General features: G+C 72.4%; 21 protein-coding genes. 8 read left to right on the plus strand and 13 right to left on the minus strand.

Translation table 11 applies throughout. The features are described 5' to 3' along the window. Nucleotides 1-2: 2 nt before the first annotated feature. Genes AB0C87_RS36595 through AB0C87_RS36605 form a run of 3 tightly spaced genes read right to left on the minus strand, consistent with a single transcriptional unit; the run spans nt 3 to nt 3,223 of the window. Nucleotides 3-1,121, minus strand: coding sequence for a PLP-dependent aspartate aminotransferase family protein (locus tag AB0C87_RS36595; protein ID WP_345182118.1), 1,119 nt, complete (start codon nt 1,119-1,121; stop codon nt 3-5). A gap of 1 nt (nt 1,122) precedes the next feature. Next, nucleotides 1,123-2,433, minus strand: coding sequence for a cysteine desulfurase (locus AB0C87_RS36600; RefSeq protein WP_360581508.1), 1,311 nt, complete (start codon nt 2,431-2,433; stop codon nt 1,123-1,125). Continuing rightward, complete coding sequence (locus AB0C87_RS36605) at nt 2,426-3,223, minus strand: crotonobetainyl-CoA--carnitine CoA-transferase (protein ID WP_360581509.1); 798 nt, start codon at nt 3,221-3,223, stop codon at nt 2,426-2,428. The genes AB0C87_RS36600 and AB0C87_RS36605 overlap by 8 nt, the downstream gene beginning before the upstream one ends. Before the next feature lie 226 nt (nt 3,224-3,449). Between AB0C87_RS36605 and AB0C87_RS36610 the strand changes: the two genes are divergently transcribed. From AB0C87_RS36610 to AB0C87_RS36620, 3 genes are all read left to right on the plus strand, one after another. Beyond that, nucleotides 3,450-4,802 (plus strand): nucleotide sugar dehydrogenase, encoded by a 1,353-nt coding sequence (locus AB0C87_RS36610; protein ID WP_345182112.1) that lies wholly within the window; start codon nt 3,450-3,452, stop codon nt 4,800-4,802. A gap of 81 nt (nt 4,803-4,883) precedes the next feature. Continuing rightward, a complete protein-coding gene (locus AB0C87_RS36615) occupies nt 4,884-5,792 on the plus strand; it encodes an SUMF1/EgtB/PvdO family nonheme iron enzyme (RefSeq protein WP_345182110.1) in 909 nt (302 codons plus the stop codon). Nucleotides 5,793-5,801: 9 nt separating this feature from the next. Then, a complete protein-coding gene (locus AB0C87_RS36620) occupies nt 5,802-6,077 on the plus strand; it encodes a MoaD/ThiS family protein (RefSeq protein ID WP_345182108.1) in 276 nt (91 codons plus the stop codon). Between the two features lie 37 nt (nt 6,078-6,114). On the opposite strand, the gene AB0C87_RS36625 is transcribed toward AB0C87_RS36620, so the two are convergent. The 3 genes from AB0C87_RS36625 to AB0C87_RS36635 form a co-directional block, all read right to left on the minus strand. After that, nucleotides 6,115-7,263, minus strand: coding sequence for a DegT/DnrJ/EryC1/StrS family aminotransferase (locus tag AB0C87_RS36625; RefSeq protein WP_345182106.1), 1,149 nt, complete (start codon nt 7,261-7,263; stop codon nt 6,115-6,117). Between the two features lie 80 nt (nt 7,264-7,343). Next, nucleotides 7,344-8,543, minus strand: a complete 1,200-nt coding sequence (locus tag AB0C87_RS36630) for a macrolide family glycosyltransferase (protein ID WP_360581510.1) — start codon at nt 8,541-8,543, stop codon at nt 7,344-7,346. A 32-nt stretch (nt 8,544-8,575) separates the two neighbouring features. After that, complete coding sequence (locus AB0C87_RS36635) at nt 8,576-9,337, minus strand: methyltransferase domain-containing protein (protein ID WP_353832331.1); 762 nt, start codon at nt 9,335-9,337, stop codon at nt 8,576-8,578. 129 nt (nt 9,338-9,466) lie between these two features. Here AB0C87_RS36635 and AB0C87_RS36640 point away from each other — a divergent pair, with 129 nt between their 5' ends. Then, nucleotides 9,467-10,471, plus strand: a complete 1,005-nt coding sequence (locus AB0C87_RS36640; RefSeq protein ID WP_345182099.1) for a methyltransferase — start codon at nt 9,467-9,469, stop codon at nt 10,469-10,471. Between the two features lie 15 nt (nt 10,472-10,486). Here AB0C87_RS36640 and AB0C87_RS36645 read toward each other — a convergent pair whose 3' ends face one another. Continuing rightward, nucleotides 10,487-12,181: an ABC transporter substrate-binding protein gene (locus tag AB0C87_RS36645; protein ID WP_360581511.1), complete on the minus strand. Its 1,695-nt coding sequence runs from the start codon at nt 12,179-12,181 to the stop codon at nt 10,487-10,489. Nucleotides 12,182-12,528: 347 nt separating this feature from the next. Here AB0C87_RS36645 and AB0C87_RS36650 point away from each other — a divergent pair, with 347 nt between their 5' ends. The 3 genes from AB0C87_RS36650 to AB0C87_RS36660 are packed head-to-tail and all read left to right on the plus strand — an operon-like array spanning nt 12,529 to nt 16,913. Then, nucleotides 12,529-13,866: an aminotransferase class V-fold PLP-dependent enzyme gene (locus tag AB0C87_RS36650; protein WP_360581512.1), complete on the plus strand. Its 1,338-nt coding sequence runs from the start codon at nt 12,529-12,531 to the stop codon at nt 13,864-13,866. Next, nucleotides 13,863-15,635 carry an ABC transporter substrate-binding protein gene (locus AB0C87_RS36655; protein WP_360581513.1) on the plus strand — a complete coding sequence of 591 codons (1,773 nt, stop codon included), beginning with the start codon at nt 13,863-13,865 and terminating at the stop codon, nt 15,633-15,635. The genes AB0C87_RS36650 and AB0C87_RS36655 overlap by 4 nt, the downstream gene beginning before the upstream one ends. Before the next feature lie 39 nt (nt 15,636-15,674). After that, entirely contained in the window at nt 15,675-16,913 is a 1,239-nt protein-coding gene (locus tag AB0C87_RS36660; RefSeq protein ID WP_360581514.1) for a DUF885 domain-containing protein, read from the plus strand. Here AB0C87_RS36660 and AB0C87_RS36665 read toward each other — a convergent pair. The 3 genes from AB0C87_RS36665 to AB0C87_RS36675 form a co-directional block, all read right to left on the minus strand. Further along, entirely contained in the window at nt 16,894-18,027 is a 1,134-nt protein-coding gene (locus AB0C87_RS36665; protein ID WP_345182088.1) for a nucleotide disphospho-sugar-binding domain-containing protein, read from the minus strand. The two genes, AB0C87_RS36660 and AB0C87_RS36665, sit on opposite strands and share 20 nt — an antisense overlap. Before the next feature lie 153 nt (nt 18,028-18,180). Further along, a complete protein-coding gene (locus AB0C87_RS36670; RefSeq protein WP_360581515.1) occupies nt 18,181-19,404 on the minus strand; it encodes a cytochrome P450 in 1,224 nt (407 codons plus the stop codon). A gap of 95 nt (nt 19,405-19,499) precedes the next feature. Next, the gene (locus tag AB0C87_RS36675; protein ID WP_345182083.1) at nt 19,500-20,201 is read right to left on the minus strand and encodes a DUF899 family protein; all 702 of its coding nucleotides are present in this window, start codon (nt 20,199-20,201) and stop codon (nt 19,500-19,502) included. 342 nt (nt 20,202-20,543) lie between these two features. On the opposite strand from AB0C87_RS36675, the gene AB0C87_RS36680 reads away from it, so the two are divergent. Further along, nucleotides 20,544-21,215, plus strand: a complete 672-nt coding sequence (locus AB0C87_RS36680; protein ID WP_345182081.1) for a DNA alkylation repair protein — start codon at nt 20,544-20,546, stop codon at nt 21,213-21,215. A gap of 21 nt (nt 21,216-21,236) precedes the next feature. On the opposite strand, the gene AB0C87_RS36685 is transcribed toward AB0C87_RS36680, so the two are convergent. Genes AB0C87_RS36685 through AB0C87_RS36695 form a run of 3 tightly spaced genes read right to left on the minus strand, consistent with a single transcriptional unit; the run spans nt 21,237 to nt 24,223 of the window. Continuing rightward, nucleotides 21,237-21,893: a hypothetical protein gene (locus tag AB0C87_RS36685; protein ID WP_345182079.1), complete on the minus strand. Its 657-nt coding sequence runs from the start codon at nt 21,891-21,893 to the stop codon at nt 21,237-21,239. Then, a complete protein-coding gene (locus tag AB0C87_RS36690) occupies nt 21,880-22,932 on the minus strand; it encodes an NAD-dependent epimerase/dehydratase family protein (protein ID WP_360581516.1) in 1,053 nt (350 codons plus the stop codon). Before AB0C87_RS36690 ends, AB0C87_RS36685 begins: the two co-directional genes overlap by 14 nt. 52 nt (nt 22,933-22,984) lie before the next feature. Next, the gene (locus tag AB0C87_RS36695; RefSeq protein ID WP_360581517.1) at nt 22,985-24,223 is read right to left on the minus strand and encodes a macrolide family glycosyltransferase; all 1,239 of its coding nucleotides are present in this window, start codon (nt 24,221-24,223) and stop codon (nt 22,985-22,987) included. Nucleotides 24,224-24,229 lie beyond the last annotated feature (6 nt).

Consider the following 24,229-nt stretch of genomic DNA (forward strand, 5'->3'; position numbering starts at 1 on the left):
GTTCAGAGCGCGTCCATCAGGTCCCGCACCAGGTCGGCGGGGTCCTCGATGCCCGCCGACACCCGAATGAGGTTGTCCGAGACGCCCAGCCGCCCCCGGACCTCGCGGGGGACGGAGGCGTGCGTCATCATGGCGGGGCACTCGATGAGCGAGCGCACGCCGCCGAGGCTGACCGCGCACGCGTACAGCCGCACCCGGTCCAGGAGCTTCTCCGGCTCGCCGAGGTACTCGAAGCTCAGGATCGACCCGGGCGCCGACATCTGCCGGGCCGCCACCTCGTGCTGCGGATGCTCGGGCAGCCCCGGATAGTGGACGGCGCCCACCCGCGCGCACCCGCGCAGCGCGGCGGCGATCTCCTCCGCGTTGGCGACCTGCCGGGCCGTGCGCAGCGAGAGCGTCTTGAGCCCGCGGTGCACCAGGAAGCAGTCGAAGCCGCCGGGCACGCTCCCCGTGGTGGTGCGGTGGGACGACAGCTCGCGGTGCAGGTCCTCGTCGTCGTAGACCAGGGCGCCGCCGATGACGTCGGAGTGGCCGGCGATCGACTTGGTGGTGCTGTACAGGGTGATGTCGGCGCCGAACCGCAGCGGCCGCTGCAGCGCCGGGCCGGCGAGGGTGTTGTCCACCACCACGCGGGCGCCGGCCCGCCGGGCCCGCTCGCACACCACCGCGAGGTCGGCGACCTTCAGGAGCGGGTTGGTCGGCGCCTCCACCCAGATCATGTCCACGTCGTCGCCGAGCGCGGCGTCGAGCGCGCGCGCGTCGGTGAGGTCGACGTGGTCCACGGCGATGCCGTGCCGGCCGAGCAGCGCGAACAGCGACCGGGTGCCGCCGTACACGTCGTCCGAGGCGATCAGCCTCCGGCCGGCGCGCAGCAGGGACAGCGCCGTGGTCCCCGCCGCCTGCCCGGAGGCGAAGGCGAGGGCGAAGCGCGCGTCCTCCAGTCCGGCGAGGCAGCGTTCGAGGGCCTCCCGCGTCGGGTTCTCGCCGCGCGAGTAGAAGTAGCGCAACGGGTCCTGGACCCGCCGCTCGAACGTGGCCGCGACATGGACGGGCGGCACCACGTCCCCGGTGACGCCGTCGGATTCCTGGCCGAGGTGGACCAGCCTTGTGTCGAAGCGCATGTCACAGGAAACGCGTGGTCGGGTGGTCGGCGGTCCAGGTGCCCGGCCGCACCGAGCGCAGGGCGCCGGCCACGACGTCGATCTCGTCGACGGTGTTGTAGACGGCGAACGACATCCGCACGGTCCCGAGCAGGCCCATCTCGTCCAGGAAGGTGCTGGCGCAGTGCACGCCGCTCCGCACGGCCACACCGTGGCGGTCCAGATGCCCGCCGACGTCGTAGGGGTGGATGCCGTCGACGACGAAGGACACGATCCCGCTCGGGGCCGCGGCCGGGTCGCCGACGACCCGCACGCCGTCGATCCGCCGCAGCGACTCGACCGCGTACCGCACCAGGGCCTCGTCATGCCGCCGCACGGCGTCCCAGCCGAGATCGCGGAGATACCGGAGCGCGGCGGCCAGGCCGACGGCTCCCGCGACGTTCGGGGTGCCCGCCTCGAACCGGGCGGGCACGGGGACGTAGCGGACGGGCTCGGTGTGGCTCACCCCCTTCACCGTCCCCCCGCCGACCTGGTACGGCGGCAGCTCCGCGAGCAGGTCCCGCCTGCCGTACAGCACCCCGGTGCCCATCGGGCCGTAGGCCTTGTGCCCCGAGAAGCAGTAGAAGTCGGCGTCGAGACCGCGCACGTCCACCGGCGCGTGCGGCACCGCCTGGGCTCCGTCCACGACGACCGGGACACCGCGCCGGTGCGCCTCGGCGATCATCGCGCGCACCGGGTTGACGGTGCCCAGCACGTTGGACACGTGGGCGACGGCGGCGATCCGGACGCGGGGCCCGAGGACGGCGGCGAAGGCCGCGGCGTCGACGGCGCCCCGCTCGTCCACGGGGGCCACGACCAGCTCCGCCCCCGCCCGCTCGCAGAGCCGCCGCCACGGCAGCAGGTTGGAGTTGTGCTCCATGCCGGTGACGACGACCTGGTCCCCCCGGCCGACGAGCCCGGCGCCGAAGCCGTCCGCGATCATGTTCACCGCGTCCGTGGTGCCCCGGGTGAACACGATCTCGTCGGCGTGCTCGGCGCCGAGCGCCTGCCGCACGGTCTCGCGCGCCTCCTCGTAGCGGTCGGTGGAGGCCATGCTCAGCCGGTAGTACCCGCGGCCCACGTTGCTGTTCGCCGTCGAGTAGTAGTCGACGATCGCGTCGAGGACCGCCCGCGGCTTCTGCGCCGTCGCGGCGTTGTCCAGGTAGACCAGCGGCCCGCCGCCGCCCTGCGCGGTCGCCAGGATCGGGAAGTCGTCCCTGATGGATCTGGGAAGGAGATCCTGGTCCGCGAACCGTACGGGAGGTCCCCCCGCTTGCGGCATCAGGTCAGTCATCCGGACTCCTCTCAAGCTGGAAAAGGCTCGTGAACGCGTCGAGGAATCGCACCGGGAACGCGAAGACCTTCTGCTCCGGGTACGGGCGGCGGGCCGGCGGCACGTGGCCGGGTTCGCCGGGTCCCGGCAGCCTGCCCGCGCCGTCCAGGAGGTGCGGGCCGTAGAAGAACCAGCAGATCTGACCGATCTGCTCGGTGAACAGGATCGGATGCACGTCCCGCGAGTACGTGTGCATGTGGCAGAAGGCCGCGAGGAACTCGCCCCTGGGGCCGAACCCGTTGCCGAGCATCACGTGCCCGAAGATGTCGTGCACGGCCCGGAACAGGTCGTTGTGGCAGAACTCCACCCCGTCGACCACGATGCCCGACGGCCCGGACAGCGGGTGGTCGCCGGCGGCCGGCGACGGCCCGTGGCCCGCGCTGGTCAGGTAGACGTGGAGCCGCCCGGTCCGGTGCACGCTCTCGCGCAGGTCTCGTGATCCCCTGTACGGCTGCCCCTCTCCGAGCCACGGGGCGATCTCGATGCCCGCCTCGACGATCGACCGGAACTGCCGGAGGTTCTGGCGCTTCAACCGGTCGTAGCGCCGGCGCAGCTCCGCGTCGCCGCCGCGCAGCGGCGCGCGGTCGTAGTACGCCGCCACGGCCCGGCAGTAGTCCTCGTCCAGCCGGACGGCGGTCCGGGCCAGCCGGGCGATCGAGGGGCCGCGCCCGCCCGCGGGGGCCCACTGGTCGGCATGGCGCTGTGCCAGCGAGGACAGGTCGACGCCGGCGGGGCGTTCCTCGGTCACCATCTCCCGTTCCGGAGGTCACGAGCGCGAGGTCACTCACTTAACTATCATATAGCAAGTGATCGGACGACTCCAACGACCACGCCCGGAAGCGCCCCGGAGAACAGGCAGTCGGCGCCCGTGCGTACCGGTGCTCTCGCAGGCCAGCCCGGGACATCATCACTTCAGTAATATATTGTAACTATGCCCGGCAGCGCCGAAGGCGCGGAGAACGGCGAGGAAGGCGGCCATGGAATTCTTGTCAGATTCTCCGAGCCCGCGGATCGCGATCCTGGGGTTCGGCTACATCGGCACGTGCCTCGGGACGGCGCTCGCCGAGCGCGGCATGACCGTCGTCGGCGTCGACAGCGACGCGCCGATGATCGCCGGGCTGCGGGCCGGCCGGTGCGCGATCCCCGAGCCCGGACTCGCCGAGGCGCTGGCCCCGCTGGTCGCGAGCGGGCGGCTGGCGTGCACGACCGACTACGACGTCCTGGCGGACGCCGACGTCGTGCTCATCACGGTCGGCACGCCCGTCGACGGGAACGGCGCCCTGGTGACCGCGCAGCTGGAGGAGGCGTGCCGGCAGCTCGCGCCCCGGCTGCGCGCCGGCCAGCTGGTCATCCTGAAGAGCACCGTCGCCCCCGGGACCACGCGCACGCTGGTCGTTCCGCTGCTGGAGAGCGGCGGCCTGGCCGAGGGCCGGGACTTCGGACTCGCCTACTGCCCGGAGCGGCTGGCCGAGGGGGACGCGCTGGCCCAGCTGCGCGAACTGGCGGTCGTCGTCGGCGGGTGCGGCCCCGGCGTCACGGCGGCGGCGGCGCGGTTCTGGAAGGCGGCGCTGGGCGTGCCCGTCCGGATCGTGCCCACGGCCGACATCGCCGAGATCGTCAAACTGGCCGGTAACTGGTGGATCGACGCGAACGTCGCGATGGCCAACGAGCTCGCCCGGTTCTGCGCGCTGTTCGAGGTCGACGTGATGGAGGTGATCGCCGCGGCGAACTCGCTCCCGAAGGGGGACGGGCGGGTCAACATCCTGCGGCCCGGCACGGGCGTCGGCGGACCGTGCCTGACCAAGGACCCCTGGATGACCTGGCGCACCGCCCGCGACCGGGGCGTCCGGCTGCGGACGGTGGAGACGGCGCGGCACGTCAACGACGCCATGCCCGAATACGCCTACGAGGTCATCAGGGACGGCCTGGCCAAGTTGGGCAAGGACCTGGCGTCGGCGAGGATCGCCGTCCTCGGCGCCGCCTTCAAGAACGACACCGGCGACCTGCGCAACACCCCGGCGAGGGGGGTGGTCCGGGCCCTCCAGGCGGCCGGCGCGGAGGTCCGGGTCTTCGACCCCCTCGCCGACCGGGAGCGGATCCGGGCGGAGGTGGGCGGCTCCCCCGCCGACGACCTCGACCAGGCGGTCGAGGGCGCCGACTCCGTCGCCTTCCTCGCCGGGCACCGGGGGTTCCACGGCATCGACCTGGAGAGGCTGCGGCGGCTGGTCGCGATGCCGTGCCTGGTCTTCGACGGGCGCATGCACTATCCGGCGGAGACGATCCAGCGGCTCCGCGACCTCGGGTTCGGCTACCGCGGGATCGGGCGGTGAGCCGTGACGCGAGCGGCGCCCAAGTGCTATATGTTTATATAGTTTCTGCTCGACGAGAACCCTGATCTACGGGATGGCGCTGTGGCAGACCACGAGGCGGCGTTGCGCGGCGGGGCTTCGGCCGGGGAGGCGGTCCTCATCGAGGGAGCGTCCTTCCGGCTCGGATCGCCCGAGTGGGTGCTCGACTGGCTGGCCGAGCAGGACCAGCCCTTCCCCACGCCCTGGTTCCGCGACGAGACCCCGCAGACGCTCGTGGAGGTCGCGCCGTTCCTGATCGACCGCCACCCGGTCACCTCCGGCCGGTACGCGGCCTTCGTGGAGGCCACCGGGTACCGGACAGTCGCCGAGCGCCGCGGCTGGAGCCTGGTCTACGGCGCCGACTACTGGCAGAGCACGCCCGGCGCGTCCTGGCGCCGTCCGGCGGGGCGGGACTCCGGGTACGTCCCGCCGGACGACCACCCCGCCGTCCACATCGCGGTCGAGGACGCCGAGGCCTTCGCCGCGTGGGCGGGCGCACGGCTGCCGACGGAGGCGGAGTGGGAGCTGGCCGCGCGCGGCCCCGGGTACCGGCTGTGGCCGTGGGGCGACGAGTGGTCCCGCGAGTGGACCAACACCACCGAACTGCGGCTGGGCGACGCCGCCCGCAGCGCCGCCGAATGGCGCGCGTGGTGGAAGGAGCTCCAGAGCGACCAGGGCCCGATCCCCCTGACCACCCCGGTCGGCAGTTTCAGCCCGCACGGCGACAGCCCCTACGGGGTGGCGGACATGGCGGGCAACGTCTACGAGTGGACGGCCTCGCCGAGCCGGCTCTACGGCCCGTCCCCCGACTGCGACGAGTCGCTGCTGAGCGTGATGGGCCGGTTCCGCGTCATCCGCGGCGGCTCCTGGATGAACCTGCGCTTCCAGGCCCGCACCAGCGAGCGCCTGCACGGCGACCCCACCGGATGGGCCTGCTTCGCCAGTGGTTTCCGATGCGTCCGCGACCTGTGAGGATGCCCCATGCCCCACCTCATCGTCCCCGGCAGCTGGCACAACGTGACCTCCGGCAAGGTGCGCTCGGAGCTGCCCGCGGCCAACCTGAGCGAGCTCCTGCGGACGTTCGTGCGCTCGCACCCGGAGGCCGGCTACCGGCTCTACTCCCCCGCCGGCGACCTGCTGCCCTACCACCTGTTCCTCGTCGACGGCGAGCAGGTGCCCCGCACGACGCCGCCGGACGACGTCGAGCTGGCGCCCGGCAGCCGCGTCGAGATCATTCCGCCGCTGGCGGGAGGCTAGGCCTCCCGCCCGGCCCGGCCCGCCGCGGCCGCGGCGGTCACCAGCCCGACCTGATCGTGTCCGCGATGTGGGCGCGCTCCTCCTCCGACAGCCACCAGCCGACGGGAACGTAGACCACGCGGTCGTGCACGCCGTCCAGGCCCGGCAGCTCCTCCCGGGCCGCGGCGACGCAGCTGTGGGCGTCGTTGCGCCGGGAGATGACGCTCGTCATGATCCCGGCGTCGGCCATCTTCCGCATGAAGGACGTGCGGTCCGCCACCTTCAGCGGGTACGCCCAGAACGAGGGCTCCCGGTCGTCGGCCCGCTCGGTGTGCTCGACGCCCGCGATCCCCGACAGCTCCTTGTCGTAGAAGGCGGCGTTCCGGCGCGTCCGCGCGAGCAGCCCGTCGACGATCTCCAGATTGGACAGCCCGATCGCGGCGGAGATGTCGTTCATCGGGAAGCGGTAGCCCCACTCGGCGACGTCGTAGTCGCCGTGCACCCGGTCGGCCTGCCGCTCGATGCCGAGCCAGCGGCGCAGCCGGGCCCGCCGGTGCAGGTCGTCGTCGGGGAGCACGATCAGCCCCCCGCTCCCGGCGGTGAGGATCTTGATGGCGCCGAAGCTGTACACGCAGACGTTCCCGTGGTTCCCGAGCGGCGCCCCCCGGTAGGTCGCGCCCCACGCCTGCGCGCAGTCCTCGATCACCACGGGGCGGAACCCGTGGGCCTCCTCGGCCCGGTCGACGATCTCGCGCAGCCGGTTCAGGTCCACCGGGTAGCCCAGCCAGTGGACGACGACGATCGCGCGGGTGGCCGGCGAGATCTTCGCGGCGAGGTCGTCCAGGTCGATCGTCAGCGTGCCCGGATCGACGTCGACCCAGCGCACGCGCAGCCCGTGGGCCAGGATCGGCCAGTTCGTCGCCTCGAAGGTCAGCGGCGTGCTCAGCACCTCGCCCGGCCCGCCGGCGCCGCCGGAGGGCTGGGCCGTCGCGGGGAACCGGTCGGGGTCGGCCACCATGCTGAGCGCGAGGTGGAGACCGGAGGTGCCGCAGTTGACCGCGAGGACGCGCGGGTTGCCGAGGCGCAGCGCCAGGGCCTTCTCGAACTCGGCCACCTTGGGTCCGTGCTCCAGGCGGCCGCTGTCGAGCACCTCGGAGATCCGGCCGAGCGCGTCCGGCGCCATCGCGACCTTGAACAGCGGAATCATCGCGGACTCCCTCTCTTCGGGACGGCGCCCGGCCGTATTTAGTACCTAATTTTAAAGTTAAGGCGCGGCCTTCGTCCCGGTCAACGCTCCCGTGCGAGATAGGCCTCGAGCACGTCGGCGGCGCGGGCGGCGCCGCCGGCCCTGGCCGCGTGCTCGCGCATGCGGAGCACCCGCTCCAGCGCGGCCCGGTCGCCCGCCAGGTCCTCCACCGCCTCGCGCAGCCGCGCGCCGGTGAACTCCGCCGCGGGGACCACCGTCCCGAGCCCGAGCTCGCCCACCCGCCGGGCCATCGGCTTGACGTCGAACGTGAACGGCACGACGACCATGGGCCGCCCCGCGGTCAGCGCGTCCATCACGGCTCCGATGCCCCCGTGGGTGACGAGCAGGCGCGCGTGTTCGAGCACGGCGGGGAGGGAGACCCAGCGGTGCGCCTCGACGTTCGGGGGCAGCGGGCCGAGATCGCCCGCCCCGACCCTGTCCCCCAGGGCCATCACCACGTGCCAGGGCGTGCCCGCGAACGCCTCCGCGCACTGCCGGTAGAAGTCGGGATGGTCGTTGAAGGTCGTCCCCAGCGAGATCAGCACCACCGGCGAGCCGTCCTCCGGGGGCCGCCACGTGCCGGGCCGGTCCTCTCGCGCCGCCGAGCGCCCGACGAACGCGAACCGCTCGTCGAAGGTGTCCTGCGCGATCTGGAACTCGCGCGGGATGAGGACCAGGTTGAGGTCCTCGACGCGTTCGGCGAACTCCCCCGCCCGGTCCCGCAGGCCGTACCCGGCGAGGAGATCGGCCAGCCGCGCGTCGACGACGTCCCGCGTGCGCTCGTCGACGCCGCCGGTCTCCTCGATCATCTCCCGCGAGTAGGAGTAGACGTGGTTGGAGGCGAAGCCCGGGTTGATCCGGCACGCGGGGCGCTTCCAGACGGCCGCCAGCGCCTGGCCGGCGATGATCGGCACCTCCCCGTACAGCACCAGGTCCGGCGCGTCCTCGCCGTAGTGCGCGTGCGCCGCCCGCAGGATCGCCTCGTTCTCCGCGAGGTACAGCAGGTGCGGCCGGGCGGGGTCGTCGTCCGCGAACGCCTCGGCCGCGCCGGAGGCCCCCGACGCGTAGGGGATCGCCGTCGCGCCGGCCCGCTCGACCATCCCGGCGCACTCCGGCGACGTCACGTAACCGACGTCGTGGCCGCGCCGGACCAGCTCCGACACCACCGGAAGGGTGGGAAGCACGCTGCCGTGGTTGGCGACGTTGACAAGGGCGATTCGGTGGGCCGCTGCGCTCCGCATGGCGGTAGCATCAAGCGTTGACTATATGAAAGTCAAGCATGACGGACGGGTTCGGCCGCTTCCCCCGCGCGGACTCCGACGAAGAGGCCGGGGCTGTTCGGGCGGCCGTCGGCCAGCGAGAAGCCGGGCACGAACTCGACGGAGCAGCCGGCCCGCTCGAAGGCGGCCTCGTACCGCTCCTTGGGGAGCAGGTATTTCACGACCACCTCGGTGAACTCCCGGAACCCGGACGAGTCCACGATCATGAACCGGATCTCCACCCGGCTCTTGTCCCCGTGCCTCGCCGAGTGCGTCAGCCGCGAGACCACCCGCCCGTCCTCCCGGAACAGGTGCCCGGCGGCGTGCCCGTCGAGGAAGTTGTCAGGGAAGTACCACGGCTCGACGATGAGGACCCCGCCCGGAGCGAGGTGCGCCGACATCCTGGCGACCGAGCCGGCCATCTGCTCGGGCGAGTCGGCTTCGGCGAGGCCGCTGCCCATGCAGGTCACGACGTCGAAGGTCCGGTGGAGCTCGAAGTCCCGCATGTCGCCGGGATGCACCGCGACGCCGGGCAGACGCCCCCGCGCGACCTCCCGCATGGCGGGCGAGTGGTCGAGTCCTTCCACGTGGTCGAAGTGCTTGGCGAGGTTCTCCAGATGGGCTCCGGTGCCGCACGCGACGTCGAGCAGGGACCGCGCTCCCGGCAGCCTGGACCGGACCAGGCGGTTCAGCCCCTCGGCCTCCGCCTCGAAGTCCTTCCCGCGGCTGAGGAACACGGGATCGTAGAGTTCGGCGTGCGCCGCTCCGTAGCCCATCGGTGCGTCTCCTGGCGTCAACCTTGATCCACCCCCGTTGCACGAGGCCCAAGTTACTTTATATTCATAGAGTAACTCTCTGGCGAGGACGGACCACGGCGGGCTGCCGTCGGGAGGGAGCAGAGGCCGATGGACGCGCAGCAGTCCGCGCTCTTCCTGTTCGAGGAGGCGATGGGGTTCACCTACTCGGCCGCGCTGCGCGCGGCGGCCGAACTCGGTGTGGCCGACCACCTGGCCGAAGGCCCGCGCACGACGGCCGAGCTCGCCGCCGCCACCGGGACGGGGCAGGGCGCGCTGTACCGGATCCTGCGCCTGCTCGCGGCGCGGGACGTGGTCCACGAGGACGAGCCGGGGCGGTTCCGGCTGACCGCGAGGGGCGACGCGCTGCGCGCCGGCGCGCCGATGTCCGCCCGCGCGGGGATCCTGATGTTCACCGACCGGATGTTCTGGACCGTCGCCCACGAGGCCGCGACCGTCGCCCGGGACGAGGCGACGACGTTCGAGCAGCTCTTCGGCACGACGATCGGCGGCTACTTCGCGGAGAACCCCGACACCGAGGCGCTCTTCTACGACGGCATGGCGACGGTCTCCGAGGCCGAGAACGCCCTCGTCGCCGGGAGCTACGCGTTCCCCTCGACGGGCACGGTCGTCGACGTCGGCGGCGGGAAGGGCGGGTTCCTCCGCGCCGTGCTGCGCGAGAACCCGGGGCTGCACGGCGTCCTGCTCGACCGGGAGGAGCACGTGCTCGGCCACCACCTGCTGGGCGGCGACGACATCGCCGGCCGCTGGCAGATCACCGACGGGGACTTCTTCGCCTCCGTCCCCACCGGGGACGTCTACCTGATCAAGCGGATCCTGCACAACTGGGACGACGAGAAGTGCGTGGCGATCCTGCGCAACTGCCGCCGGGCGATGAAGCCCGACGGGCGGGTCCTCGCCGTCGACGCGATCGTCCCGGCCGGCAACGAGGCCCACCAGAGCAAGCCGATGGACTTCATGATGCTCGCGGCGCGCACCGGGCGGGAGCGCACCGAGGCGGAACTGCACCCGCTGTTCGAGGCCGCCGGCCTGCGGCTCGCCCGCGTCGTGCCCACCGCCTCGGTCATGTCGATCGCCGAGGGCGTGCCGCGCTGACCGCCCCCCCCCTCGTCAGTCGGGCGGGTCCAGCCAGATGCAGGCCGCGTCGAGCCAGCGGTCCACCTGCGGCAGCGGCAGGCCGTTGCGCACGCGCGCGCTGGTCATGTGGGGGATGGTCGGCTCGCACGCCAGGACGGGCACGATCGCGACGTCCTCGATGACCTGCCGGTCGATCCGGTGCCACAGCTCCTCCGCCCGCGCCGGGTCCTGTTCCGACAGGGCCTCCTCGATGAGGCGGTCGACCTCGGGGTTGCGGTAGCCGCCGTAGTTGCTGGTGCCGGCGGCGAAGTTGGACTGGAACATCGGCTGGACGTAGGCACGGCCGTTGTTGCCGAACCAGTCGGGCGTCCACGCGGCCGCCGTGATGTCCCACTCGCCGGCCTCGGCCATGGCCGGGTTCTGCAGGAACCGGTAGTACTCGTCGGGCTGGCTGATCAACCGCAGTTCGACCGTGAACCCGGCCTTCTCCAGGTCGGCGGCGTAGTACCGGGCGATGTCGGCGTGGGGGGCGTCGGCGCGGTAGAGGGCCCTGAGGGTGAGGCCGTCGGGGTACCCGGCCTCGGCGAGCAGCGCCCGCGCCTTCGCCGGATCGCCGTGGTCGCCCGGCGTGGGATAGCGGTCGTACTCGCGGTGCCCGAAGTTGCCCGGCGGGATCGCCGTGTGCGCCGTCTGGGTCACCGTCCCGAGGTCCATGTCGTCGAGCAGCCTGACCATGGAGGCCTTGTCGACGGCGTACGCGACGGCTCTGCGCACCCTGACGTCGCGCAGCGCCCCGCCCTCGTTCGGGCTCTTCATGTTGAACACCAGGTACGGGTTCATCGCGTATCCGAGATGCCGGTCCGCGTCCGGGGGGCGGCGGTCCTCGCTGATGACCGGCGCGCCCCACGAGAGGTCGGCCTCCCCGCTCCGGATCGCCTCCCGCACCCGGTCGTCGTCGACGCGCGCCATCCGCACGTCCAGGCCGTCGACGTACTGGTGCCGCAGCGGGTCGGTGTCCTGCCGCCACACCGGGTTCCGCTCCATCGTCAGGAAGCGGCCGTTCTCGTAGCCGGTGAGGCGGTACGGGCCGTTGGAGCGGATGTTGGCGATGAACTCATCGCTGTCCGGGATGAACTGGTCATACTCGCGCGGCGCGGCGGACGCGAACATCATCGACAGCAGGTTCAGCAGGTCGTTGGCGGGGCGGACGAGCTCGACGACCAGGGTGCGGTCGCCGTCGGCCCTCAACCCGGCGATCTCGTGCGCGTTCTGGTAACCCGCCAGGTCGGCGGCCGACGGGGTCCGTCCGGCGAACTCCCGCCGGTAGCCCTTGGCGAACTCGGCCATCCCCCTGATCGTGCTCGTGTAGTAGGCGATCGCCCCCGCCCCGGCCACCGGGTTGCACATCCGCTTGAAGCCGCGCACGAAGTCCTCCGCGGTCACCTCGCGCGGCGGGTCGGTGTCCCACATGACGCCCGGGCGCAGGCGGATCCGGTACACGAGCCCGTCCGGGCTCATCCCGCCGTTGGCGACCGTCGGCGCCTCCGCGGCGACATCGGGGACCGGGGTCAGGGCGCTCTCGTCCACGGCCGTCGGATAGCCGAACAACTGCCGGGCGAACAGCCTGATGATCTGATGCGAAAAGGCGTAATAGGCGCAGGCCGGATCGACATGGTCCATTCCGCCCGGTCCGAAGTAGCGGAGAGTACCGCCGTAACGAGGCTCCACACCGATCACCCTCCCTGCGCGTCACCGGGCCCCGCGGCCGCCGCCGGCGCCCCACCTGTCCCACGCTGGAGATTACCATCGTTTCTTAAAGCACAATAGCGACGCCATCCCCCTCGCTCGCGCCTCTCCCGGCTCCCCTCGACCAGGCCGGCCGCCCTCCCCGGCACCTCTCGATCCTCGCGCCCACCTCTGCCCACGGCAGCCATCGCCCCCCCCGGACGAAGCCCGGCGCGGGCTCCGGGAGCGACGGACGGAATGCCCTCATCCGGGGTCCATTGGCCGAGTAACTTCAAAAACATATTGTATTGTGAGGGCGACTGGTCATCCGCACGTGGAGGGGGTCACTCGTGACACAGTCCGTGAAGCCCGGCGAGCGCAGCGTCCCGGACCCGGCCGGGACGGCGAACGGCGGATCGCCGCGGCGGCTCCGCGACGCGCCATGGGAGAGCATCCGCGAGATGTTCGCCCTCGATCCGACCACCGTCCACCTCAACACCGGCACCGTCGGCGCGATGCCGTACGAGGTGCTCGACACGATGGACCGGGTCACCCGCGAGTGGACCGGCGGGCTCGCCGACGTCTACAAGCCGTCCGGCTACTACGAGCACCGCGCCCTCATCGGCCGGGCGTTCGGCGTCGACCAGGACGAGATCGTGATCTGCCACAACGCCACCGAGGGCGTCGCCCGGATCATCCAGGGGCTCGACCTCCACGAGGGCGACGAGGTGGTCACCACGAGCCACGAGTGCTACTCGGTGCTCTCGAACTTCAACCTCGTCCGGAACCGGTACGGCCTGACGATCAAGACGCTGACCATGCCGACCGGCTACGGCGTCACGGCCGACGAGATCGTCGATCTCTTCGAGGCGGCCATCACCCCCCGCACCAAGGTGCTCGCGTTCGCCGGGATCACCCTGTTCACCGGCACGATGATGCCGATGCGCAGGCTGTGCGAGCTGGCGCAGCGGCACGGCCTGACCACCGTGATCGACGGCGCGCTGCTGCCCGGCCTCGTGAACCTCGACATGCGGGCGCTCGGCGCCGACTTCATCGCGTGCTCGGGGTCGAAGTTCCAGTGCGGCCCGCTGGGCACCGGCATCCTCTACCTCCGCAACAAGGTCTTCCCGGAGTACAACCCGCTTCCGCTGCCGACGTTCTGGCCGGTGATCTCCACCTGGTACCCGATGATCGGCAGTCCCCCGCCGCGGACGAGGACGTCGGTCGAGAGCGACGACACCGCCCTGTACGTCCAGAGCGCCGGCAGCGCCAGCATCGCCCGCGGCGCCGCGCTGGCGCGGGCCTGCGAGATCTGGGACGAGATCGGCCGGGACCGCATCGAGAAGCGGGCGATGGAGCTCGGCGACCACGCCCGGGGGCGCCTCGTGGAGGCCTTCGGCAAGGAGTCGATCTTCTCTCCCGGCGAGGACCCGCTGCTGAAGTCCCCGCTCATCGCCTTCAACCCGTTCCGCGACCCCGAGGCCGCCTGGAACATCAAGAAGTTCACCGCGTTCACCGACCGGCTGGAGCGGGAGCACCGCATCTGGATCCGGTGGACCGAGTTCGACGTCCCGGGCTCGCCGCACCAGCACTACGCGGCGCGGGTCTGCACCCACCTGTTCAACACCCGCGAGGAGATCGACCGGGCCATCGGCATCATGGCCCGCCTCGGCGAGGAGATGTCATGACCGTGTCCGAGCAGCGCGCGGACGCCCGCTGGAGCGAGGACCTGCCGCGGCCCGGCGGGACGCTCCGCCTCCACGGCCCGGCCCCCGTCCACCGCCTCGACCCCTCGGCCTCCCACCAGGCGCCCGCCGACCAGGTCGTCAGGCTGTTCGCCCGGCAGCTGTTCGGCTACGTCCCCGCGCCGGACCTGCGCGACTGGCGGGCCATCGCCCCCGCGCCCGACCTCGCGACCGACGTCCCGTCCACCTACAACACCGGGATGGGCGCGCGGCACACGAACTACGTGGTCCACCTGCGCCGCGGCGTGTTCTGGGACACCGCGCCCGCCCGGGAGGTCACGGCGCACGACGTCGTGCGCGGGCTGAAGCGGCTGGCCAACCCGCTCACGAGGCCCGCCGCCCTGCCCTACTTCACCAGCACGATCAGGGGCATGGCGCGGTACTGCGAGGACTACGCCGCGGCGATCCGCCGCGACGACCCGACCGCCGAGGAACTGGCCGCCTTCCAGAACTCCCACGACATCCCCGGCATGCTCGTCCTGGACGACGAGTCGCTGGTCATCGAGCTCATGCGGCCGGCCATCGACTTCGCCGCCATCATGGCCCTGCCGTGCGCGTCGCCCGCCCCGGTCGAGTACGACGCGTTCGTGCCCGGCAGCCCGGAACTGCACCGCAACCTCCGGAGCAACGGGCCGTACCGGCCGGTCCGTCTGGTTCCGGGCCGCGAGCTGCGGCTCGAACCCAACCCCGCCTGGCGGCAGGAGTCCGATCCGCTCCGGCGCCGGCACCTGGACGCCATCGAGATCACGGTCGGGGACGCGGAGCCCGAACACGTCGCCGCGCGGATCGCGTCGGGCGCGGCCGACCTGCCCTGGGGCGTGCGGGTCGCCGAGCCGCACGACGCCGAGCCGGGCGATCCGGGCGACGGCCTCGGCCTCTCCCTCGACCCGTACCTCGTCTTCAACGTCGAGAGCCCCACCGCGGGCGGCGCGCTGGCCGACGTCCGGGTGCGCCGGGCGCTCTCGTACGCGATCGACAAGGCGGCGATCGCCGACCTGTACCGGCGGTCCGGCAGCGGTGCGCTGGTGCGGATCGCCGGCTCCGTCGTGCCGCCGGGCAACGACGCGCACCAGGAGCTCGACCTCTACGCGACCCCCGGGAGCCGGGGGGACGCGGCCAAGTGCCGGGCGCTGCTGGACGAGGCGGGCCACGGGAGCGGCCTGGCGCTCACCGCCGTCCATCTCGACACCGGCCTGGACGCCGCGGTCGCGCGGTCGTACGCCGCCGACCTGGAGAAGGCCGGCGTCACCGTCCGGCTGGTGGCGCTCGACCACGACGCCCGGGACGCCCTTCTCGGGGATCCGCGGCGCGCGGCGGCGGGCGAGTGGGACCTCGCGGCCGCGTCGTGGTCGCCGGACTGGTACCCCGCCAACGGCCGGGTCTTCCTGCAGCCGATGTTCCAGTCGGGCGACTCCCGCAACGCCGCGAACCGCGGCCGCTACCGCCGTCCGGAGGTCGACCGCCTGATCGAGCGGGCGCTCGCCACGATCGAGGAGCCGGCGCGGTCGACCGCGGCCTGGAACCAGGCCGAGCGGACGGTGCTGGAGGACGCCGCGGTCGTGCCCGTCCTGTTCCAGCGGCCGGCCGTCCCGGGCCTGCGCGGCCCGCGGGTGCGGGGCGCGGTCCCGATGCCGGCGTTCGGCCACGCCTACGACCTCGCCGGCGTCTGGCTCGACCCGCCGGACGACCCGCCGGGCACCCCCGCGGGATGACGGCGGCGGACCGCACGGCGGCGATCCAGGGAGCGCGGTATGCGTGAAGAGGTGGTGACCGAGTACCTCAGCCTCGGGCTGCGGTTCGGCCGGCTCGCCGACGGGTTCGTCGACTCCTGGTACGGCGACCCGGAGCTGGCCCGCCAGGTGGACGCCGAGCCCAGGCCCGACGCGTCCGGGCTGGCCGCCCGGTCGGCCCGGCTGCTGGCCGCGCTCCCGGACAGCGGCCTCGCCGAGCCGCGGCGCCGGTTCCTGTCCGCGCAGCTCGCCGCGCTGAACTGCGCGGCCCGCCGGATGGCCGGGGAGGAGATCCCGTTTCGGGACGAGGTCCGGACGTACTTCGAGGTCGACATCGAACCCGGCGACCCCGACCGCTACGCGGAGATCCACGACGCGATCGGCGCGCTGCTGCCCGGCTCCGGGGACCTGCGTGCCCGGACCGCGGCGTTCTACGAGCGCAACGCCGTCCCCCCGGACCGCCTGGCTCGGGCCGTCCAGGCGGTGTCCGGCGAGCTGCGCGCCATGACCCGCACGGTGTTCGGCCTGCCGGAACAGGAGAGCGTCGAGTACGTGGTCGTGCACGACAAGCCCTGGAACGCCTTCAACCGCTACCTCGGCGGTTTCCGCTCCAGGGTGGAGCTCAACGCGGAAGCGGGCCGCACCGTCGCCGCCCTGCCGCTGCTGGCGATCCACGAGGCCTACCCCGGGCACCACACCGAGCACTGCCGCAAGGAGGCCGGTCTGGTCGGCGGCGCCGGCCACGACGAGCACCTGATCTCGCTGGTCAACACCCCGCAGTGCCTGATGGCCGAGGGGACCGCGGAGATGGCCGACGCGGCGGTGCCGGGCCCGGGCTGGGGCCGCTGGACCGCCGACATCCTGGCCGGCGAGGGCGTCCGGGTCGAGGGCGAGCTGGTGGAGGAGATCCTGCGGCTGATCCGGCTGCTGATGCCCGCCCGCCAGGACGCGGCCATCATGCTCCACGACCGCGGAGCCGACGCCGACGAGGTCACGGACTATCTGGAACGGTGGCTCCTGGTGCCTCCGGAGCACGCCCGGCGGATGACGCGGTTCCTCACCGACCCGCTCTGGCGCGCCTACTCGGTGACGTACATCGAGGGCCCGCGGCTGGTGGGCGCGTGGCTCGGCGCCGGGACGGGCCGGACGTCCCTCGTCGAGCGCTACCAGAGGCTTCTCGACGAGCCGCTGCTGCCGTCCGACCTCCGCGCGGACCTGGAACCCGCGAACCCTCCGGGCCTCAGAACAGGTGCTCGATGATGCGCTGGGCGGTGGCGGCGGGGGTGGGCAGCGTCGCCATCTCCCGCTGAACCTCCGCGGTGGCGGCGCGCACGCCCTCGTCGGTCATCAGCCGGGTCAGCAGGTCGGCGTCGACGTCCTCGCGTTCGCTCACGAACCCGATGCCCCGCTTCCGCACCGCCTCCAGGGTCGTGTGCTGGAACAGGTCCCTGGGGTCGGGCGTGATGAGCTGCGGGATGCCGGCGTCGATCGCGGTCAGGGCCGTCCCCCCGCCGCCGTGGTGGACGATGGCGGTGCACGTGCCCAGCAGGAAGTGCAGCGGGATCCAGCCGACGGAGCTGACGTTGTCCGGCAGCGGGCCGAGCGAGCCGATGTCGACCCCGCCGAGCGCCAGCACGAACTCCGCGTCGACGCCCGAGGCCGCGTCGATGATCGTGCGCATGGTCCCGGTGCCCAGCATCTGGAGCTCGACCGTCCCCATGCTGACGGCGATCCGCGGCCGCCCGGAGGGCTGGGGCAGCCGGTCTCCGACGACCGATCCTCCGCTGTGCGGCAGCCAGCGCATGAACCATCCCTCGGGCTGCTCGCCGGCCAGCATGCTGGGCGGGAACTCCTCGATGGTGACGGCCGGCTTGGAGATGGACACGCCGTACCGCTCGCAGACGTCGGGCAGGTAGGCCTCGGCGGCCTCGTGCATGCCCCGGGTGCGCCAGGCGCTCACGTTCCGCTGCACGGCGGGCGCCCCGGCGCGGGCCGCCGCGAACAGGCCGGCGGTGGTGCCCTGGTCGTAGACCACCAGGTCCGGGCCCCAGTCGTCGGCCAGCGCCACCATGCCGTCGATCAGGGGACGGTTGATCGCGGCGAACCCGGGCCCCCACTCGTCGAGGTTGATCGCCGGCTTGGTCGCGACCGTCCGGACGAACTCGGGGTGCTCGCGGGCCAGCCGCTCGTTGACGGCCTCCATGCTGAAGCCGGGCGCGGCGTCGACGATCTCCACACCGGAGCCCGCCGCGCCCTCGGTGGGCCCCGCGAGCGTGGCGATCACCTCGTGGCCCGCCGTACGGAACGCCCAGGCGAGGTGGACGAGCGGGAAGAAGTGTCCGAGACCTGGGTGAGAACAGAACATCACGCGCATATCCGGAAGATCCCTTCTACCCCGTGCCCCCGTCCGCGACGGGACCGGACGGCACCCGGGATCGGGAGCCGCGGCACGCGGACTTCACTATATGAACTTAAACTACGATCTTCGCTCGTTCAATATCCGCGGCGGTACGGAGGCGGTGGCCGCTCACCAGGTGACCGGGAGCTCGCGCACCCCGTAGATGTTCGCCTTCTCCTTGAACGACAGCGCGCCGAACGGGACCGCCAGCCGCAGGCCCGGCAGGCGCCGGAAGAGGGCGTCGAACACGACCTGCAGCTCCATCCGCGCGAGGCGGTGCCCGAGGCACCGGTGCCGGCCGGCGCCGAACGCCAGGTGCCGCCCGCCGCCGCGCCCGACGTCGAACTCGTCCGGCCGCTCGAACACCTCCGGATCGCGGTTGGCGGCCGGGCCCAGCACCACCACGCCCTCCCCCGCCCGCACCGTGACGCCGCCGACCTCGACGTCGGCCAGCGCCGTGCGCGTGGTCGAGGCGTTGACCACCGTCAGGTACCGCAGCAGCTCGTCGACGGCGAGCGGCGTCCTGGCGGGGTCGGCGAGCATCGAGGCGAGCTGGTCGGGATGCTCCAGCAGGGTCAGGGCGCCGAGCGCGATCATGTCGGCGGTGGTGGAGTGCCCGGCGACGAGCAGCACGAACGCCATGCTCACGACCGCCTCGCGGTCGGCCGCGCCCTCCCGGCGCCCCCGGACGATGAGGCGGCCGAGGAGGTCGTCGGGCGGGTCGCGCTCCTTGTCCGCCACCAGCTCGGCCAGCAGGGACCGGATCTCGTGCGCCGCCCGGGTGCGCTCCGCGGCCGGGGTGGCGTGGCTGAACATCCGCCCCGTGCGCTCCTCGAAGTGGCCGTGCGCGGAGTAGGGCACCCCGAGAAGCTCGCAGATCACCAGCGACGGGACCGGGACCGCGAGCTCGCGCACCAGGTCGACCGGGCGCGGGGCGGCCGCCATCAGCTCCAGCCGCCGGTCGACGATCTCCTGGACGCGCGGGCGCAGCGCCTCCGTCCGCGCGGGGGAGAACTCGGCGCGGACGGACCGCCGGGCGGCGGTGTGCTCGGGCGGGTCCATCCAGTTCATCGGCGGCCGGAAGCCGCGGAAGGACGCCTGCCGCTCCTCCTCGGTGACGGGGGCGAACCGGGGGAAGCCCTCGCGGCGGCGGTCGACGCTCATCCTCGGATCACTGAGGACCTTGCGCGCGTCCTCATGCCGCGCGACCAGCCAGGCCGAGTTCCCGCCGGCCATGCGGGCGCGGACCGCGCGCCCCGCCGACAGCAGCCGCTCGTACTCCGGCGGCAGGCCGAACGGGCACGCGCGCGGGACGGGGAAGACGCCGGCGTCGGCCGCGGGCTGACTCGTCATCGGGACCCCCGATCAGCTCGATACTACGAAAATATATACCGAGTTGACCCCCGGGGGGCCGGGAGCGTTCCGATCGACCGGCGGCGCGCCGGGGCTCAGCCGCGCCCGGCGTAGGCGTTTCCGGCGTACCAGTCGCCGCGGCCGCCGGGCAGCAGGTCGAGCACGTTCCACACCGGGGAGAGCAGGTCGATGCCGCGCTGGGCGCCGTCGAGGAAGTCGGCCGGAAGCGTGTAGAAGTGGTGGACCCGCCCGTCCTCGCGGACCAGGACGCTGATCATGGGCCGCTGCGCCCCGTCCGGGCGCTCGGCGTGCATGTCGGCGTTGAACGACGTGCCGTGGCTGGACAGGACGCGCACGGCGTCCCATCCTCTCCGCCGCGCCCAGGCGCGCAGCTTCGGCAGGGGCGCCTTGCCGACGACGGCGAAGGCGGTGTGCTGCGCCAGGTGGGCGGCGACGCCGTTGAAGCCGTCCACCCACATCGAGCACATCGGGCACGCCGCCTCGTCGTCGGGGTGGAACATGAGGTGGTAGACGACGAGGGTCTCGCGGTCGCCGAACAGGTCGCGCAGCGACACCGAACCGGTCGGCTCGTCCTTCTCGAGATCCGCCGGCCCCTCGGTGAAGGTGTAGTCACCGAGCTCGGCGCCCCGGGGCATCCGGCGCCGGGCGGCGGCGACCTCCTCGACCCGGTCGCGCAGCCGCCTTTCGGCCTTCGCCAGTTCGATCCGCGCGTCGATGTACTCCCGGCTCGTCCCGACCGGCCACATCGGTGCGATCTCCGGCTCGTCGTCGCTCATCACTGGCCCCTTCGAGTCCGTGGGCGGCATGGGTCAATTCGATATCGGACTCTACGATAATGAACCCGCCGGCGTGCGCGGTTCGGCCCCATCCGGCGGGCGCGGCGGTCGGGGAGCACGCGCCGCCTCGGCCGCCTCGCCGTTCCGAAAACGGCATTAGATCAGCAGATACGCCGCGATTCACCGCATAGCAACTGGTCCGCATAATGAAGACGAAATCACTCTCCACGAGGTCCGGGAGAGTTGAAGGGAAACACGGCGCATGTTAAGCTCGTTATTGCGACAATTGTCAACTATGCCGATATTCTCAGACGCTCGCGATTCGAGGCACAGGAGGCTGGGATGGCCGGGACCGCGGTGGCCGACGTGATGGCCGAGCTGGCCGAGCTGGAGGACCCCAAGGCGCGCGAGGTGAACGAGAAGCGCGGCGACGACCACGGCGTGAACCTCAGCAAGCTGCGCGCGCTCGCGAAACGGCTGAAGACGCAGCAGGACCTCGCGCGCGGGCTCTGGAAGACCGGCGACAGTTCGGCGCGGCTGCTCGCGACCCTGGTCTGCCGCCCCAAGGAGTTCGAGCGCGACGAACTCGACGCCATGCTGCGCGAGGCGCGCACCCCGAAGGTGCACGACTGGCTCGTGAACTACGTGGTGAAGAAGAGCCCGCACTCCGAGGACCTGCGCCTGGCGTGGCTCGACGACGCGGATCCGGTGATCGCGAGCGCCGGCTGGGCGCTGACCACCGAGCGCGTGATGCGCAAGCCCGACGGCCTCGACCTCGGCAAGCTGCTCGACACCATCGAGGCGGAGATGAAGGGCGCCCCGGACCGCCTGCAGTGGGCGATGAACGACTGCCTGGGCAACATCGGGATCAAGCACGAGGAGCACCGCGCCCGCGCGATCGAGATCGGCGAGCGCCTGGAGGTGCTCAAGGACTACCCCACTCCGCCGAACTGCACGTCTCCGTACGTGCCCATCTGGATCAGCGAAGTGGTGGGCAAGAAGAAGGCGAAGTAGGGAGTCCGCGCGCCGGCCCGCTCAGGCGGCGAGGACCGCCGACAGTTCCAGGGGACGGATCGCGCGCGCGGGGAAGTCGCAGTACCAGAGTCTGCGGCCGTCCCACGTCAGCCCGGTGGGGCGGCCCGGGACGGGCAGGGCCCCCAGGTGCTCCCCGGTCTTCGGGTCCATGGCGCGGAGCACGGCGTCGTCGAAGTCGCCGTAGACGACCACCCCGTCGGCGTACGTGAGCCCGGAGGGCGACTCCCCCGCCGCCGGGAACTCCCGCAGAACGGTCATGGTGTCGTAGTCGCGGACCTGCACCACCGTCGGACCGCGCAGGCACATGTACATGCCCTCCGGCCCGTGCTCGATCCCGGTCAGCCTGCCGCTCGCGGGGAGCACCTCCTTCTCCCCCGTGATCCGGCCGTCCTCGGGATCGATCAGGACGATCCGCTTCGGGCGACCGCCGACCTGGCACAGCCGGGCGCCGTCGAAGGCCAGGTCCGCCCGCACCTTGTCGCAGGCGAACGTCCTGCTCACCCCGCCGGTCGCCGGGTCGATCGCGAAGATCTTCTCCGCGTCCTGGTCCGAATGCCACAGCAGGGCGCCGTCCCAGGTCAGCCCGCACATGTAGGCGGCGGGAGCGGGCAGGGCGCCGGTGCCCGCGGCCGTCGCCGCCGTCTCACCCGATGTCATGTCCCCTCGCTTTCCGGCCGTCCGCGGCCGTCGTGACGCCTGTGGGTACCAGCGGCCGCCGGGGCGCGCCCGCGACGGCGTCCAGCCACCACGGGCTCTCCCTCGCCCAGGCGATCGTCCTTGCGAGGCCCGCCCGCAGCGGGGTGCGGGCGCGCCAGCCGAGCATCTCCCTGGCCTTCCCGACGTCCGGGACGCGCCGGGGAATGTCCTCGTAGGCGCTGCCGAGCGCCGAGTCCGTGCTCACGCGGATCGGGGCGAACTCCGTCCCGCCCAGCCGGGTCACCAGCCGGACGGCGTCGGCCACGGAGGTCTCGCGGTCGCTGCCGACGTTGAAGCACTGGCCGTCGGCGATCTCCCGGGCGCCGACCCGCAGCGTGGCGTCCACCGCGTCCTCGACGAAGGTGAAGCAGCGCGTCTGGGCGCCGTCGTCGTACAGCAGCGGGGGCAGCCCGCGCAGCACCCGGTGGACGGTCTTGCTGATCACGTACGCCGGGCGCTGCCGCGGCCCGTAGACGTTGAAGTACCGCACGACCGAGGCGCGCAGGCCCCGGTGGCGGGCGTAGGCGACGACCATGTGCTCGGCGACGGCCTTGCTCGCGGAATAGGACCACCTGTCGGCGGCGACGCTGCCCAGCACCCGGTCCGCGTCCTCCGACCAGGGGACGGCGGGATTCTTGCCGTAGATCTCGCTGGTGCTGGAGACCACGACCTTCACGCCGGCGGCTGAGGCCGCGCGCAGCACGTTGCGGGTGCCGGAGACCGCGACGTCGATCACTTCGAGCGGGTCGTCGAGGTACTGGTCGACCCCGACCAGCGCGCAGAGGTGGTAGACGGTGTGCACGTCCGGGCCGATGGCGCCGGCGAGGGCCCGCTCGTCGCGGATGTCGGCCCTGACGTGGCGGACGGAGGCCCCGCCGCAGTCGAGGTCGGGCGGCGGCACCGCGGGGTCGTAGACGACGACGTCCTCGCCCTGGCGCGCGAGGCGTTCCACGAGGTGGCTGCCGATGAAGCCACAACCGCCGGTGACCACGACCGTCATCGGTCCTCCGCCCTTCGCCACGGCCGCCCCGCACGGGGCGGCCATCGTCGTGTCAGCGGACGGCGCCGAACGCGCCGCCCGACCGGGTTCCGGCCCTCCGCGCGTACGAGTCGATCGCCTCCGCGGCCCGGGCGGCGCCCCCGGCGTCGCGGGCCTCCGCGCGCATCCGCGCGATCCGCCGGCGGACGCCGTCGTCGGCGACCAGGTTCTCCACCGCCGGGACGAGGCCGCCGCCGTCGACCTGCTCGGGCCGGAGCACATGGCCCAGGCCGAGCTCGACGGACCGCTCGGCGAACGGCCTGGCCTCGACCGCGTACTCGGTGAAGAAGAGCATCGGGCAGCCCCAGTGGACGGCTTCCATGGTCGCGCCGAGGGTTCCCTGCAGGATGAAAGCCTTCGCGTGGCGAAGGACCTCCATGAAAGAGATGTACTGGTGGACCTCGACGTTGGGCGGCAACGGCTCCAGCGCCTTAGGGTCGGTGCCGTCGCCCGTCACCAGGACGACATGCCACGGCGTGCCCGCGAACGCCTGCGCGCAACTGCGGAAGAATTCCGGATGCCCGTTGAACGTCGAGCCCAGGGAAACGAGGAGCACGTTCGCGTCCTCGCGGGGAGGGCGCCATCCCGGCCGCAGCCGCCCCTGCGAGAAGCTCGGTCCGACGAAGACGAAACGGTCGTCGAAAGTGTCGCTCTTCACCTGGAACGACCGCGGCAGGAAGATGACGTTCAGATCCTCGATCGCGTTCCAGAACTCCGTCGGGGAACGGTCGATGCGATATTCCGGCAGAAGCTCGGACATCATCCTCTGGAAGGTCTCGGTCTCGACGATGGGCCGGTGCCCGTGCACCGCGCTGAGCGCCTCCCACACCGAGTAGTGCTCGTTCGAGGCGAAGCCTCCGTTGATGCAGACGGCCGGCCGCTGCCACCTGGCGGCCAGCAGGCGCCCGGCGATCAGGGGGAAGATGTCGTAGACGACCAGGTCCGGCGGATCGTCGTCCAGGGCGCTCTCCGCCGCCCGGAGCATCGCGAGGTTCTCGTTGACGAAGGCGCTCACCGTCAGCGCCTCGGCGTCCTCCTGCTCGACGATCTCCGGCAGGTCGACGCCGTCCTCGAAGATCGACCGGTGGCGGATCTGCCGGGCCCCGACCTCCGCGAGGTCCTCGGCGTAGTCGCCGGAGGTCACGAAACTGAGCCGGTGCCCCCGGGCGGAGAGCTCGTCGAGGACGCCGTAGGTCGGGCGGATGTGCCCGGACCCGCCGGTGACGGCGAAAAGGATGTGGTGTGGTCGCATCACGAT

Origin of the sequence: Actinomadura sp. NPDC048021, assembly GCF_040653135.1 — a bacterium.
In the GTDB taxonomy this organism is placed as follows: domain Bacteria; phylum Actinomycetota; class Actinomycetes; order Streptosporangiales; family Streptosporangiaceae; genus Spirillospora; species Spirillospora verrucosospora.